The organism is Streptomyces sp. NPDC040405, assembly GCF_055595765.1.
Genome location: NZ_JBVIVI010000018.1, coordinates 23,433 through 38,806 on the forward strand (window position 1 = coordinate 23,433; position 15,374 = coordinate 38,806).

Annotated in this window: 9 protein-coding genes and 1 pseudogene; 1 reads left to right on the forward strand and 9 read right to left on the reverse strand. The window is 66.8% G+C overall.

What is annotated here, in order from left to right:
* Positions 1 to 4 precede the first annotated feature (4 nt).
* From ACZ59A_RS41000 to ACZ59A_RS41040, 9 genes and pseudogenes are all read right to left on the reverse strand, one after another.
* Positions 5 to 946 carry an ISAs1 family transposase gene (locus ACZ59A_RS41000; RefSeq protein ID WP_470969931.1) on the reverse strand — a complete coding sequence of 314 codons (942 nt, stop codon included), beginning with the start codon at positions 944 to 946 and terminating at the stop codon, positions 5 to 7.
* 261 nt (positions 947 to 1,207) lie between these two features.
* Positions 1,208 to 1,396, reverse strand: a complete 189-nt coding sequence (locus tag ACZ59A_RS41005) for a hypothetical protein (protein ID WP_470969933.1) — start codon at positions 1,394 to 1,396, stop codon at positions 1,208 to 1,210.
* A gap of 141 nt (positions 1,397 to 1,537) precedes the next feature.
* Positions 1,538 to 3,634: a hypothetical protein gene (locus tag ACZ59A_RS41010; protein ID WP_470969936.1), complete on the reverse strand. Its 2,097-nt coding sequence runs from the start codon at positions 3,632 to 3,634 to the stop codon at positions 1,538 to 1,540.
* A 46-nt stretch (positions 3,635 to 3,680) separates the two neighbouring features.
* Positions 3,681 to 5,690, reverse strand: coding sequence for a hypothetical protein (locus ACZ59A_RS41015; RefSeq protein WP_470969938.1), 2,010 nt, complete (start codon positions 5,688 to 5,690; stop codon positions 3,681 to 3,683).
* A complete protein-coding gene (locus ACZ59A_RS41020; RefSeq protein WP_470969940.1) occupies positions 5,687 to 6,385 on the reverse strand; it encodes a hypothetical protein in 699 nt (232 codons plus the stop codon). Before ACZ59A_RS41020 ends, ACZ59A_RS41015 begins: the two co-directional genes overlap by 4 nt.
* Before the next feature lie 330 nt (positions 6,386 to 6,715).
* Positions 6,716 to 7,206: pseudogene (locus tag ACZ59A_RS41025) on the reverse strand (dihydroxy-acid dehydratase); the annotation flags it as partial.
* Between the two features lie 932 nt (positions 7,207 to 8,138).
* Positions 8,139 to 9,953 carry a UvrD-helicase domain-containing protein gene (locus ACZ59A_RS41030; protein WP_470969943.1) on the reverse strand — a complete coding sequence of 605 codons (1,815 nt, stop codon included), beginning with the start codon at positions 9,951 to 9,953 and terminating at the stop codon, positions 8,139 to 8,141.
* The gene (locus tag ACZ59A_RS41035) at positions 9,950 to 12,112 is read right to left on the reverse strand and encodes an ATP-dependent nuclease (RefSeq protein ID WP_470969946.1); all 2,163 of its coding nucleotides are present in this window, start codon (positions 12,110 to 12,112) and stop codon (positions 9,950 to 9,952) included. The genes ACZ59A_RS41030 and ACZ59A_RS41035 overlap by 4 nt, the downstream gene beginning before the upstream one ends.
* Positions 12,113 to 12,442: 330 nt before the next feature.
* Positions 12,443 to 13,144, reverse strand: a complete 702-nt coding sequence (locus ACZ59A_RS41040) for a hypothetical protein (RefSeq protein ID WP_470969948.1) — start codon at positions 13,142 to 13,144, stop codon at positions 12,443 to 12,445.
* Positions 13,145 to 13,907: 763 nt separating this feature from the next.
* On the opposite strand from ACZ59A_RS41040, the gene gndA reads away from it, so the two are divergent.
* Entirely contained in the window at positions 13,908 to 15,362 is a 1,455-nt protein-coding gene (gene gndA, locus ACZ59A_RS41045) for an NADP-dependent phosphogluconate dehydrogenase (RefSeq protein WP_468050335.1), read from the forward strand.
* The last annotated feature ends 12 nt before the right edge of the window (positions 15,363 to 15,374 follow it).

A 15,374-nucleotide genomic window follows, 5' to 3' on the forward strand; every position in this document is an offset into this window, starting at 1 on the left:
CCTGTCAGTGCCCGCGGATGAGTTCGGCGAGCTGGGATGCTGTGGCCTGGTCCGGGGTGAGGCTGGTGACCGCGTGGATCGTCTTGATGGTGGTCTTGCCGGTCCTGCGGTTGGTGCGGCGGCGCTTGACCTCGATGGCCTGGACGGCGTGAGGGAAGAGCAGTCCGGGTTGGACGGTGCAGACCTTGAGCCGGCGGATCTCACGGCGTCCGTGACGCTGGTCGCGGGTGCGGTGCTGGAGCGGGACCTCGCGCCAGGGCAGGCGCCGCAGCTGACGGCGGAGTTTCTTTTGGTTGCCCTTGACGACCAGGATGTAGTGGGCGCCCTGGGCGGTGATCTGCTCGGCGTGGCCGGTCTGGGTGTGCAGCGCGTCGGCGGTGATGACGTGGCCGCGCAGGTCGAGTGGCTCAAGCAGCGGGGCGAAGGCGGGGATTTCGTTGCTCTTCGCGGCGATCTGGCGCTGGGAGATCACGGCCTGGGTCTCGTGCAGGACCGCGGCCAGGAGGTGGACGGCCGTCCGGCCGTCACGGCGGCTGCCGCGTACGGCCTTTCCCACCAGTGCGGGCGCCTCGTCCTCGACCGGGTCACGGGAGTACCGGGCGAGCCAGGCACCCACGGCGTCATCGAAGGCGTCGCCGTCGATGCGGGAGAGCAGGCGGCCCAGGGTGGTGGCACGCGGCAGACGCGTCAGACCGATACGTGTCCCTATTTCGGGGGCGGCGTCGACGGCGAACCGGGCGATGCCGGCCAGGGTGGTGGCGCCGCCGAGGACCGCGAGCAGGCACAAGGCGAGCAGGGAGCCCAGCCGATAGCGACGGCCCCTCACCCGCCTCGGATCGGGGAGTCGGTCCAAGACCTCACGGAGTGAGGCGAGTTGCTCGAGCGGGCAGGGCAGGCCGACGTCCCCGCAGTGGCGCTGCAGGACTTCGATCAGGGAGGATGACACGCGAACGCGACCCCTGTTCGTGATCAAAGGCTTCGAGAACCTTGATCATCGGGGGTCGCGTTCACCGTCTCCAGTCCGGGCAGTCCGGCCGCCTCGGCGCGCACACGCGATCAGCTCATCTCGCTGAGTGAGAACGCATCAGCCCTGCCGTGCCTGCCCGTTCATCATCCCGCATAACCGCCCTCCCTGCGTGCACGAGAGAGCAACCTGCGAAGCCAACTCCACGCCCTGGAAACCCAGATCGCCGACCGCGACGCCTACCTAAAGCTCGCCGACGACCTCGAAGGCTTCCTCGCCCAGCTCCGCGACAACGCCGAAAGCGCCGAGGTCCCCGAGCGTCAGCGCGTCCTGCGACTCCTCGTCAAGGACGTGCTCATCGGCCCCGAGAAGATCACTATCCGGCACCGCATCCCCGTCCGCGAACACGCGGCCAACGACGGCCAACGCCAAGATCAAGACGCTACGGAGGGTGACTCACGCCCTGGTTATCAATTGCGTTGGGGGCGTGGAGGTTCCGCCCTGGGATGTCTACGGCATCAGTCCAAGTGACTGGCGACGAGCGGTCTGGAGAACTTGACCGAGCCGGAAATTCTAGGCTTGGCCGCTGCGTCGCTGTCTGCCCCGTGTGCTGGCTGATCGCTGTACGCGCAGCGCGTGCGGGGTCTGGCGTGCGGTCGGGAGGACGCCGGTCACGACCAGGCGCGGGATCTCGGTGGCACTGCGGGCATGGCTGATGACCCAGATGCTGTCTTCGATGTCACGGTAGCCGGCAGAGTGGTCGCTGGCGTCACCGACGAGAAGAAGCGCAAAGGGCGGTCCGGTAGCGGTGTAGTTCGCTGCCTGGGCGAGGTATTTCCGCTCGATAACCTCTTGGGTCTTCCACGGCGAGGTACGCCACTTGATCTCGGCGACGAATCGGCTGCCGAGCTGCGGCGTGAAGATGACGTCGGCGCGTCCGCCGGCCATGTCCCACTTCTCCCGCTCGACGCTGCCGGGCGGGAAGAGCGGGCTGAGGTGCTGGTGGAAATCGTCCTGGAGGTTCTTCTCGTTCCAGGGGACCTCGGCGCCCTCAGGGTTCTTGTGTGCTGGTCCGAGGTAGGCGGTGCGATCGCCATAGAGATTGGCCTGGGCGTCGAAGCGGTCGTAGAGGAAGCGCAGGAAGTGCTCAAGAAGAGTAGCGAAGTAGTGGCTGTCGCTGGGCTTCCAGGCCGGACTGGTCTTCATGATGTCGAGCAGCGTCTCCAGGTGCCCATCGACGCGGGCGTTGCCAGTGGGGGTGTATCCCTTGCTGATTTCGCGTGCACGCTGCTCGAGCAGGTCGAGAGCGTGCGGGTCGACAACGCCGTCAGTGAGGAAGAGCGCGGCAAGCTCTGGGCGGCCTTCGAGTGATTTTCCCGGCATCCCCTCCTGTTGCGCCGCTGCGGTGGCTGATTGCTGGCGCCGCTTCTGGACGGCGTCGTGCAACGCCTGGGCGTCGGGGTGGCCGGTGAACTGGGGGTCGTGGGCCAGAGCTTGTTCCATCTGGTGCAGGAGGCCTTCGCTGCGTACGAAGGGAGCCTCCAGAGTGGGACTGATCAGTGCGTTGAGTCCTGGCGCGTCGGGTGCGGGGATGTGGATGCTGCGGCTGGCGACGTAGATCTGCAGCAGGTCGTTGAGGGCGCTGGCGGGGTTGTACCAGCTGGGCTGGTCAAGGTGTGTCTGTGCGGTGTTCAGGGTGGTGACTAGGCGTGACCAGGCGCTTTGGGTGAGACCGCGTGCGCTGAGCCAGTCGAGCTGGTGCATGCGGCCTGTCCATGCGGCCAGGTTCGCGGCAGCGGCGTCCAGTTGGTCGGATGCCTCGGTGAGCTGCTGCCGGGCTTTGTCGGCGCCCGTTGGATTCTTCTCAAGGTCGGCGAATGCGAGGACCGCTTTGATGGCGGCTGCGTGAGCTCGGGCGTCAAGGCGGGCTTCGTGGTTGCGGTCGATCTCCGCGAACCGCATCAGGGCTCGGCGTAGTTGCTCGTCGGCCGTGGTGCGGTCTGCGGCCTCAAGGGCGGTGCGCTCGTCGGCCAGGGCCAGCTCGAAGCTTGCGTCGGCCCGCGTGGCTGGGGCGAGATCGGGTTGGTTTTCCAAGGCATTGAGGACGTCGAGGAGCCGGCCGGTGTCGGCGAAATGGTCGCGGGCGATGCCGATCAGGATCGGTAGGCGTTCCAGGGCGTCGGCAGGCTCGGTGCCGGTGATCTCGGTGAGCAGTGCGAGCAGACGGTGCGGGGTGCCTCCGGCGACGGCCAGGCGCAGGAGACCGGCAATGGCCGGCTGAGCAAGTGGGGGATCCGATTCGCCGGAGAGAGCGTCCTCGGCGAGCGAAGCAAGATCTCTCAGTGTCCGGGCGCCTAGGCGGGCCGCGAGGCCGGGCTGGGCGCACACGACGTCGAGGGCGTCGGCCAGGACCCACGCCGAGTGGGGATGGCGCAGTCCGCTCTGGGCAGCAGCGAGAAGAGCGCGCGTCCGGTCGTCAGGAAGGGTGTCGAGGCCGTGGGCCAGCGCGGTGAGGATGTAGGGCAGCTGTGGGCCGCTGGCCCAGGTGTCGGCCTCTGCCGCAACGGCGTCTGCTCCGCCGAGGTCCTCCATGCGGGGGCCAAAGTCCAGTTCCTCCTCGCTCGCGCGGCTGGCCCATTCCTGGAGGGCCTCCTCCACGCTCGAAGCCACCGTCCCTCTCCCTTCTGCTGCGTCCCGTGGGACTCGAACAAGCAGACTAGAACATGTGTTCGCCATCACGGGTGATGAGCTGGTCAGCGGGCAGGGCATCCAGGAGTTCGGGCTGTGCGGTGGTGAGTACCACCTGCAGGTCGGGAAGATCCTTGGCGATGGCTTGCAGCTCGGCGATCAGGGTGCGAGCCGGTACTTCGGTGACCTCCTCGGCCGCGACTGAGTCGATCAGCAGCAGACCGGGATGGGCGGCAACGCCGCGATCCGCTCCGACACGCAGCAGCGCGATGACCGTGGCAATCCGCATCCGGAGCCGGTCACCGCGGCTGAGGCTTTTGAACGAAGTCTTCACACCGGCCTTGACGGCGTTGACCTTGCCCGAGCGATCGAGCCGGACGCTGTCGAGGTTCTGCACTCCGAAGCGGGTCGCCAGCTCAACGATCTGAGTGTTCATCGCTGGGAAAAGCCGCTTGGCGGAGGTGTCTACCGCCTCCCGGACGGCCTCCGTCACGGCCGCCAAGACCTGCGCGGACACGGGCACGGGCGGTTCCTCGGGGACCGAACCGGTAGCGGCCAGGCGCCCTTCCAAACCAGCCGCCTGCAACTCCAGCTGGCGAAGACGCTCATGATTCTGCGACGTCGACAGGGCTTCCTGCAGCGCGGCCGCGGCCGCCCGCTGCTCCGCGAGCGCGTCCGTTACCGTGCCGGTCACGGCATCGCGCTGCCGACCCGCCGCTTCCTCGGCCTTCCGGGCGCTCCCCAGCTGCAATTCCAAGTCGTGCAGAAGCACTTCGGCAGTTTCTTCGTCGACCTCGGGCAGCTGCCGGGTGCACACCGCGCAGGAGGCGTCCTCTCGCTCCTGCTGATGGCGAACCTGGTCGAGGGGCTCCTCGCATCGCGGACAGCACACCGGATTGAGCCGGCCCAGCACCCGCCGTGCCTGCCAGGTCTCGCGCGCGTCCAACAGCGCTTGATCGGCGCGCACCCTGGCCGTGTTCGTCTCGGTCAAGTCCTGCTCGGCCTCGCGCAACAGTCCCTGCGCTTCCCGAAGGCGTGCCGCGGCCTGGTCGGCGGCCTGGAGCAGGGGCGAGACATCCCTGCTCGCCACCTCCCGGAGGTCGGCGATCTGGCGGGAAAGCTGCTCCAACTGTTTCTGCCAGGAGACCCGTTCGGTCTTGCGCGCGTCGGCGTCTCCCTCCGCGCGGCGCTTCTCCTGTGCGAGGGTCTTCCGCTCGCGCTTGCCGGCGACCGACAACTGGGTGAGGACGGTGCTGTAGGGGATGTCGACGAACAGCTCCATGAGCCGGGCGGACAGGCCCACGGCGTTGACGTCCCCAAGAAGGATCTCGTCGCCGCCCGGGTTGAGGTAGCACGCTCCGAAGTACGAGGCCCAACCGTGGACCTGGGGTGCGCCTCCGCCGTCGGCGCCACCGCCGGTCTGCCACAGGCTGGTGTGTCCCATGCGTAGCGCGTCGAGGAAGAAGGATCCGATACTGCGGTCCACTTCGTCGGTTCCGGACGCCTGCCCCAGCAGCCGCAGCCCATTCCCGCTGTCGTCAGCGGCCAGCAGCTGCTCCGGTGTGTCGGCGGAAAGGATGCGTCCCGTCAGTGCTGGATGGGCGTCGGGGTCGATGTCGAGGGCGATACGGATGGCACGCCCGGCCACAGCCAGGTCCAGGCTCAGATGCCGCACCCAGGACCGGACGTCCGGCGGCAGATCTCGCGGCTCCCCGCGCAGGGGCCAGACCAGGAACTCCAACAGGCTGGTCTTGCCTGCACTGTTGTCGGGATGGACGATCGCCCACACGCCGGATGAGAAGCTCTGCTCCACCTTGAAGGGTTCACCCGAGTGCTTCACCCCCTGGGCCCGAAGTCGCAGCATACGCAGCCGGCGGTCGGCCGCCGCGGGGCTCTTCAAGGTGATGTTGGCCTCCGCGAGCGACCGTTCGACCTGTTCCGCAGTCAGGCCCGTCTTCGAGGCGACGCTTTGCAGAATGTCGCCGGCCAGGGGGACGCCGGTTGCCTTGGCGGTACTGTTTTCGGACGGCGCCGTCACGAGGCCTCCTGGTCTACGTTGGGCACGGGCATTGCGGTCTTCAGCTGACGCAGCCGTTCTCGCGCCGGCTCGGTGATGGGTCCGATGTAGTGCCTCCATGGAGTGTCGGCATAGTCACTCAAGAGATACTGCCTGTTCTTGATCTGCGTTCCGCCGAGACCGTCGACCAGCGCCACGACCAGCTGAGTACGGTGGGCGTACCACGCCAGCGCGGGCGCGTCTTCAATCAGCGAGCCGGCCACTTCACGGCCCCGTTCGAGAAGGAAGTACACATGCTCGACCACGCGCTTCTGGCCGGTGCGGCCAAGGATCTGTGTTTTGCGCAGCAGACCACGCTCCACTAGCGGCGCCAGTGCGTCATCGAGTTCCTCGAAGGCACCGAACTTGTGGCGCAGCATGGGAAAGCGCCGAAGGTCCGGCTCTTCGGATTCCAGGATGTCCGCAGCTAGGGCAAGCAGATCCTGCTCGTCAGGCGCTGCCTCGTATTCATTCATGAGCTCGAAGGCCAGGTAGTCCGGGTAGCGCACCCAGAAGTCAAGCTTCTGCAGGCGCACCTGGGTGTGCACCACGCCCACTGTTGACGGGGGCGCCGTCTCGCCCTCGGCCAGCGGCCTTGCTGCCGCGTCGATCAGCAGCAGCAGCCGTACGGAGTCCTGCCAGCGGCTTGCCCTGCGTACCCCCAAGGGCGCGACCATCGTGCTCCTTCACACAGACCATCCATTCCGTTACCAACCGTCATAGTGGCAGCTAAATGGAAGGGAGAGCCAGGCTGATGCACTGAATGAAGGATTGCCGCGAGAACTCGGAACCGACAGCAGCCGTCAAGGCGTCGAAAGTCCTACTTCCGTCGCGCCCCGCAGACTCCGGCGTAGTGGAGGTCGATTGCGGTTACCTTCAGCCCGTCTGCCCTGAGCTGTTTGGTCGCTGTCGCGCCCCGCCCGCCGACGCCTCCCATCACGAGGGCTGCTCTGGATAGTCGTCGTGTCTCGCCGCGACATCGGGGCTGGTGATGCATGGACCCGGACTCAGTGAGTGGATTCACGGCTCACGTCCGAGACGCTGGAGCCGACGAGGAAGTCGCCGACCAGGTGTTCTTGGTGTGGATCATGCGGGCGAGTTCGTCGGCCGGCACGACGAGGCTGATGTGGTCCCCGTACGTGCGAGCGCGAGCGGGCCTCCGGTGCCACGTACAAGACGACGGTGCCGTACGCCGTGCCGCTCATGCGGCTCTCACAGACGAGGACCATGTCGCGCGCACCCTGTTTTGGGGAGTTTCTTCAGGAGCGGCATGTTGGCCACCTTGGGCATGCCCGGGTAGCCCTTGGGGCCGCAGCCGCGCAGCACGAACACCGAGTCGACGTCGAGATCAGGGTCGTCGATGCGGGCGTGGAAGTCCTTGACAGAGACGAAGACGACCGCCCGGCCACGATGGCGCTACCAGCAAGCACGCGGAGGCCGCGGCGGGTTTGGTAAGCGCGCCGTCCGAGGCGAGGATGCCGCGGAGCACCGCGATGCCGTCAGCGAGGTGTTGAGTGCCTCACTCTGCTTCCGTGCGGACACGATCGAGGCCGTCCTCACCGACGGTCCACCACGTCACGGACACCTACGCGATGTATCTGCGCAGTTCACAGCCCACCTGTTCAGTTCGAAAGTTGGTAAACTGGACGGTCGCCGGGGATCAACGATTCCCGCATGTGTCCCCCGGCCTCCGGGGGGGGAGCGTAAGGAAGCTGCGTTTACACAGGTCAGTCTCCGTAGCTCAGTGGGTAGAGCAGGCGCCTTCTAAGCACTTGGTCGCACGCGCCCGACTGCGGAGCAGGCACCAGTTTGGAGTAAGACTCGGCCGCCCCATAAGGCGACCGCTATGCCGTCCACCAGGTCGCACAGTTCGCGGGCCGTGGCGTTGCGGTCCTCGGTCGCCCCGGAAGGCGACCGCCACCGGTCGCCCTCCGGGACGGCCGGGGATCGCAACATCCTCTTCGACTACCAGGACCTCCTGAAGAACGAAGTGGCGGTCGTCCTCCGGGGTGACCGAGGATCGCAACGCCAAGTCGCTAGCCGACCAACGCGGACGCTGCTCATTAGCGGTCACCCTCTGGGGCGACCGAGGATCGTAACAAGCCTACATAGCAGAGAGATCCACGCGTTGACTTCTGTCAGCGCAGCTGCCGCACCTCATGCAGTGATATTGACTGCTACGCCTTCGGCCCCGCCTCAACGCTGCCCCAAGCATGGTGCACCAGAAATCTTCGCCGCAGACCACAGGCGGTACACGGGCTCACGGCTGAGCGACCGCGGGGCGCTCCGACCTTCGCCCACCTCCTCCGTGATCTTTGGCGGCCGGGAGCTGCCCGAGGTCGTCATGAGGCGATCGCATCCGGGCGACCAGCAACCCAGGGCATCCCTTGTCGGGGTTGGCGCGGGGATCCGTCCGGCCTGCCTCGTCCCTCATTCGCCACCCACCACCGTATCCCCGTCGAACCGCAGCGACGTGATCCGCGACTCGCCGACCCACTCCCGGAGGGTGTCCAGTGCAGCGGGCTCAAGTTTCGTGGTGAAGAGGATGGCCAGGTGCTCTCTGGCCCGTGAGCATGCCACGTAGAAGAGGTTGCGTGCCCTGATGAACGCCTCCAGTTCCTTGTCCCTCAGTTCGTCGCGCCGGGAGAAGTTAGCCAGCATTTCGGGGATCTGGAAGCGGGAGTGTCCCTTGCTGACCACGGCGAGGACCCGGTTGAACTCCAGTCCCTTGACTCCGTGTTGTGTGGCGAAGGGCGTGCCGCCGCCGAGGTGCTCGTTCAACGCCAGCAACTCCGCGTACGGCACCTGGCGCAGTTGTTGGTACTCCTTCGACCGCGCCGCCGCCCGGGCTTCGGCCTTGTCGTCACTCACAGCCTGCGGGTCGGTGCCGGATGGTGACACGGCCTTCCGGTGACGCTCGCGCACCTTCCCCAGGCCGTCGAAGAGCTGCTGCTCAAGACAGAGGTCGAGGACGTCGCCGACCGTGCCCGTCTTGCGGGCCTCCCCCAATTTCGTCAGGAACGCCATCCATTCCTGCTTGTCGGCCGACGAGTTGATGGGTGGGCGGCCACGGGGGTCGAGTGCGTCGAACATCGCGCCGTAGCGCTTGTTCCGGTGGTGGAGCAGGGCCGGTTCCAGCGTGTCCATGAAGAAGGCCATGGCGTGGTCCTCCTTCCTCACGTAGGAATCGTTGCGCCGAAAGGCCCCGTGGAGCTTCTGATATCCCAGTTCGCCTGCGATCGTCTCGTGCGTGAGCATGAGGATCTTCGTGCTGGGCTCCTCCGTCCGCTCCTGGGCATCGTGCCCGGATGCCCAGGTGCTCCATAACCGGTCGAGGACGTCGTCCAGTACCCATTTCCGGGCCGCGTGGGCCGCGTCCCAGCCGAGCTGACCCTTCCGGTGGTGGGTGAGCCTCGTCCCGGCCCATTCGTTGGTGTGATAGACGGCGACGGTGCCCTCGCCAACTCCTGACGCCGTGGTCTGCGTCAGTTCGGGACGCATCGTGTTCAGGAGGTTCACGACGGCGCGCTGCGAGCGCCGATTGCGCCGTCTGAAGACCGGTGTCGGGCGGGCGTCCTCGAGTGCCCCGCACGCGTTGTCGTAGATCTGCTGCCAATGGTCCCCGAAGAAGCCGCAGAGGGGGCCGCGCGCGGTGGCCTCATCGCCCGGCGTGCCCAGCATGGCCTCCACCAGACCGGCGGGGGTGTCCTGGTACTCGTCCACGAAGACGATCGGGAACCGGTCGGCAGCCAGGGCCCGGAACTTGGGAAGGGCGAAAAGCGCCCTCGCGAGGACGGGCAGATCGTTGTGACCCAGCTGCACGCGACGGCTGTCGTGGTCCACTTTCTGGAAGCCGGTGCTGTACTCGACGGTGTAGCTGTCCAGTGAGGTGTGGCCCTCTATCTTCGACAGCATGAGGTCCAGCTCGACGATGTGGCGCAACAGGTGCTTGCGGAAAGGGGAGAGCAGCTGCCACAGGAAACCATGGATGGTTTCGGCGAACACGTACGGGCTGCGGTCGGTACGGCTGATGATCTCGTCGCGGGCCACATTGGTGTAGGTGACGCAGGCGATGCGCTGGTGGGGCCGCGGGAGGTAGCGGGGGCGGTCAGCCAGGATGCTCTGGAGCGCCTCGATCAGTGAGCTGGTCTTGCCCGCACCTGCACCGGCCTCCACCTTGAAGTGAAGGCCCGCCTGGAGAGCCGTCAGGATCGCGTGCGTGACGTCTTCCGTCTCGGTCGTCACTGGACGTCCGCCTTCGTCGCCGTCCCGTCCTGTGCCATGAGCCACTCGAGGCCGCGCCTGATGTACTTCGGGACCTGCCAGTCGTGGTCTCCGAGGACGTGGTCGAGGGCGAAGTCGACCTTGCTGCGCCTGGTCTCCACGCTGCTACGGGCCTGTTGTTCCAGTTCCTCGGCGGGAGCGGCACCCGTGGGGATACCGAACAGGGCCCGGTTGGCCAGCGCGAAGGCGTCCTCGAAGGTGCGGCCGCACGGACCGCCGGGCTCCTCCGGCACCTGGTAGGCGAGGCACATGCTGCCGCCGGCGATCGGTGGGTCCGTCTCGGCCCGCTGCAGTAGCTCGGCCACCGTGATGTCGGCCATCTCGGGGGACCACGCCCTGATGGACTGGTTGGACGTGTGTCCGGATTCGGACACCAGGCATTTGCGGATCTTGGGCTCCCTGTCGTCGACGGGATCAAGATCCGTGATGATCAGGGCTGGGATCCCGAGGACCTTCAGCAGCGGATAGAACCTGTGGGCATGCGCCCCGCCGACCTCCATCAAGGTCACGTAATGGTGCTGGGGCGTCTCTCCGGGCCTTCTCGCCGCCAGCTTCTCCTCCGCAGCCGGGACGAAGATACGCTCGCTGGCGCCCTCGACGAGGATGGCCTTGTCCGCGAAGTAGAGGTCGGCCCGGGTGAGGGTCAGGTACTTGCGGAGGAACCTCTCGTCGCCGGTTACCTGGGACAGGTCCTTGATGACGGTGCGGGCCGGCCCTGGCTCGCTTCCGCTCTCCACGGTGTCCTCCTCCTTCCGGAAGTACCGGATGTCGGAGAAGTGTCCCCGGTTGGCCACGTGTGCCGAGTGGGTGGTCACCACGAACTGAGCGTTCCACCGGGGGCTGCTGTCGATTGCGGTGCTGCTCTCCTCGGCCACTCCCATTGGTCCGGGCATAGTCGCTCTCATCTGCGCGTCGATCCGGGGGAACAGATTGACGGAGTACGTGAGTCGCTGGATGAACGCCTCCTGCATCTGCGGATGCAGATGGGCCTCCGGTTCCTCCAGGAAGACGAGATGGATCCCCGACTCCGGAGAGGTCGCCGTGTGGTCGCGGTAGCAGGTGAAGAGCCTGAGCAGAATCATCACCAAGTTCCGCGTACCGAGGCCGTTGTACGACTCCGGGAACCGCACCCCGGCCACTCCCGGATAGTGAATGCGCGCGAAGTTCCTGAGCAGCCTCTTGGAGTCCAGCCGGGCGGCCGTGACGAACTCCTGGTTGGCCAGACCCGGATAGCCGAATGCCTTCAACGTCGGCGCCACCCGTTCGCGGACCTTCTGGAGGCTGCTGTCGAGACTGCCGGAGGTGTCCACGAGTGTCCTGTCGATGTTCGCGGCGAGCTCCTCCAGCCACGTCGCGTTCTGGCTCTTCTCCGCCGCGGTCAGCAGTTGCTCGAAGACCGCTCCGATTGGTGCGGCATGCCCGTCGCTCTCGTCGTCCAGCCCTCGCTGCGCCTCGACGAAGTCCACCCTCACCAGGGTGCGCACGTCCGCGAGGTCGACCGGTCGGACGTTCGCCTCATCGGTCGGGTCGACCGCCATCACCGACATCTCGAAGTGCTTCGGGATACCTCTGCCCAGCTGCTCAAGCGTGGCCGTGGCATCCGGCCCCACCGGCACGCCGCCGAAGAACTCCTTCAGGGCACCGTCTCCCAACGCGAAGGCGAACCTGATCACCACCTCGGAGCAGTCGGGGTCGAGGTCCACCACGAAGGGGGCCAGGGGTCCGTACTGGCCGCAGTCCTTGTCGTAGGAGATGTGGAGGGTGAGGGTGACTGCCGGAACCGTGTCGCGCGCCTGCTCCGCCTCACCCGAGGCGAAGAGGCGATGGGCGGCGAGGAACTCCTCGTAGCAGTCGGCGGAGAAGTCCTCGATGCGCAGCGCGGCCTTCTTCCTCGCCACGAAGAATTCGAACAGTTTCGCCAGTGAGGTCTTTCCCGTGTTGTTGCGGCCGACGCACAGTGTCACCTTATCCGTGAAGGAAAGCTCGGTTCTGCGGAGCAGCCGGAAGTTGCGGATGACCGCCTTGGTGAGCCGGGGCGGCACCGGGACTACGGTCCCGTGTGGTTCGGCGGAGCCGTCTCGCGGGCCTGGGATGGCACGCGGATCACTGGGCTGGGTCATCGCGGCTCCTTGCTGCGCTCGTACACACCCTGGGACGTCCGGCGGGAACACACAGCAAAGGAAGCCACAAGCCCCATGAGATGCCGTCACCCCCTCAGGATCTGGGGTCGCATCTTGTCACCATAATTCTCTAAATGCACGGCGGTCGCATTTGATTCTTTTTCGGTCGCCTATCGGTCTGAATTCACTCTCGAATGTTCGAGATACGGCACCCATGCGGCCACCACCTCATAGGCCGACGGACCGGGTGAGGAATGGCCATGTACGAGGCGCACAGCGTGACCGGTGCTCAGCGAAGGCGTTGCGCCAGGAGCGGTGAATGGGTCCGCATCAGGTCCGATGCCAGCCCATGGCCAGTCCCGTCGAGTCCTTGAGGACCTGGTTCAGCGCTTCGACCTGTCCGACGTCGTCGAAGAGGCTGCGGGGAAGGTGGTCGTGAGCGAGAGGGCCGACGCCGTGCAGGATGTCGTCGTACGCCGACGCCACGGCGGCACCTATCAGTAGGTCCGTCGCCTCATCGAGGCCCACGTGCTCCGCCGGCCACCGGTACTCACCCTGACTCACCTGGAACACCGGGAACAGCCACTGCATGTCCCGGCCGGGCTTGATGAACCTGGTCGCTCTCTCGCCCAGGAAATTGACGCCGTAGTGCGAGATCGAACAGACGTCTCTTTCCCGCAGGGCAAGCAGACGTGAAGCGCACATGAGGGACACAGCAGGCGTTCGCGCGGACAGGCGCATGGGGGCCGTGGCGGCTTCCCGGAGGGTCGAGAGGTCGGACAGATGGGAAGCCACGCTTCCCATCCGGAGCCCACTGCGCTTGGCCAGCATGTGCTGGAAGTGGACCGTCGCCTCGTGGCTCGGATACTGGAACTCCAGGTCCGTCTCCCAGCCCGTCATCGCCTTGGCTGCCGTCACGAATCGGTAGGGAGGGTAGAGCTCTTTCCAGTCGACGGACGGGAGAACAGCCGGGAGGGACTCCCGCCTTCCCGAATCCACTCTCAGCGGTTGACCAGCATCGCAGGACGCCACCAGTCCTAGACAAACACTTTGTGACCCCGCACCCCCGCGCCCTTGCCGACGGTTCCTTCATCAACACAAGCGGCGGTGAAATGCCCCCAGGAAAATCACAATGCTGCTCTGCGACCAGAAACAGGAGCTTGGGGCCTCTGGCTGGACGCAACAATGAGACGCCCGTTCCGCATGCCCGGCGGCGACTCCAGCGAGAGGGCGTCGGCCTCCCCTAACCAGCCTTCACGGATGGCGCTCACGGGGCGCCGAAGCCCACGGCTTCTTCTGTTTCGGCGCGGAGAGAACCCACGCCCCGAATCCCCACACCCGCCGCAGCCGCGCACCCCGCAGTCACTCAGAGTTACACCCCGATTCAGGGCTAAACCGACCGGCCCCACGTCCACGAGACTCGCAAGTACTGTTTCCACGCCTCCTGACGCCTCGTCAACAAAGTCAGCATTGGGTCAGCATAAGGCCCGCTGCCCACCGCCTAGCATCGCCACCAAGCGCCAAGATCTCCAGCTGCCAGAGCCCGCCCCGGATCCAACGGCCCCTCAGCACACCCGTCACCCACCTTGTAGACACCCCACAATCCGACACCCTTCCCGGGCAGCAGAGAAGGTGACACACTCCGGCCGCTTTCTTCGGACACACATCCCGGCGTCGAGCACATCGTGTAACTATGACCGGGCGATGCCGGGACGACGAGGGGGAAGATCCCCAGACCTCTCGTCGCTGCCGCCTCGTACAAGTCTCGATGCGTGCGACAGGAGTGGAACACCGAATGCCCAGCCCTTCCGCCACCCAGCCCACCGCCCAGATCGGCGTCACCGGGCTCGCCGTCATGGGCAGCAACCTCGCCCGCAACTTCGCCCGGCACGGGCACACCGTCGCCGTCCACAACCGCTCGTCCGCCAAGACCAAGGCGCTGATCGAGGAGCACGGTCACGAGGGGAGCTTCGTCCCGGCCGAGACCGCCGCGGAGTTCGTGGCCGCTCTGCAGCGGCCGCGGCGGCTGGTGATCATGGTCAAGGCGGGTGCGCCCACCGACGCCGTCATCGAGGAGTTCGCGCCCCTCCTCGAAGAGGGCGACGTGATCATCGACGGGGGCAACGCGCACTTCGAGGACACCCGGCGCCGGGAGGCAGCGCTGCGCGAGCGCGGGCTGCACTTCGTCGGCTCCGGCATCTCCGGTGGCGAGGAAGGCGCGCTCAACGGGCCCAGCATCATGCCCGGCGGATCGGTGGAATCCTACAAGTCCCTCGGACCGCTGCTGGAGAGCATCTCCGCCAAGGTGGACGGCACCCCGTGCTGCACCCACATCGGCCCGGACGGCGCCGGACACTTCGTGAAGATGGTCCACAACGGCATCGAGTACGCGGACATGCAGCTCATCGCGGAGTCGTACGACCTGCTGCGGCGCGCGCTGGGGCTGACGCCGGGTGAGATCGCGGAGGTGTTCCGCACCTGGAACGGCGGTCGGCTGGAGTCGTATCTGATCGAGATCACCGCCGAGGTGCTGGCGCACACCGACGCCGCGACCGGCAAGCCGTTCGTGGACGTGGTGCAGGACCAGGCCGAGCAGAAGGGCACCGGCCGCTGGACCGTCCAGACCGCGCTGGACCTGGGCGTGCCGGTGAGCGGCATCGCCGAGGCGGTGTTCGCCCGCTCGCTGTCGGGCCACGCCGATGTGCGGGACGCCTCGCAGGGGCTGCCCGGGCCCACCGCCGAGCAGCTCACGGGCGAGGCGGCGGAGCGGTTCGCCGACGAGGTCGAGCAGGCGCTGTACGCGTCGAAGATCGTGGCGTACGCGCAGGGCATCCACCAGATCCAGGCGGGCAGCCAGGAGTACGGCTGGGACATCGACCCCGGGGCGGTGGCGCGGATCTGGCGCGGCGGCTGCATCATCCGGGCCCGCTTCCTGAACCGGATCACCGAGGCGTACGGCAAGGAGAACAAGCCGGTCACGCTGCTGGCCGACGACTACTTCGCGCAGGCGCTGGGCGAGGCGCAGGACGCGTGGCGGCGGGTGGTGACCACCTCGGTCGAGCTGGGCGTGCCCGCGCCCGGCTTCTCGGCGGCGCTGGCGTACTACGACGCGCTGCGCTCGGAGCGGCTGCCCGCGGCGCTGGTGCAGGGGCAGCGGGACTTCTTCGGCGCGCACACCTACCGGCGCACCGACCGCGACGGCTCGTTCCACACCCTCTGGGGCCAGGGCCGCAGCGAGCGCGAAGCCTGAGATCCGGGACCC

Coding starts and splice junctions, on each gene's coding strand:
- ACZ59A_RS41020 (WP_470969940.1), bottom strand. CDS start 6,385: ATGGTCGCGCCCTTGGGGGTACGCAGGGCAAGCCGCTGGCAGGACTCC.
- gndA (WP_468050335.1), top strand. CDS start 13,908: ATGCCCAGCCCTTCCGCCACCCAGCCCACCGCCCAGATCGGCGTCACC.
- ACZ59A_RS41035 (WP_470969946.1), bottom strand. CDS start 12,112: ATGACCCAGCCCAGTGATCCGCGTGCCATCCCAGGCCCGCGAGACGGC.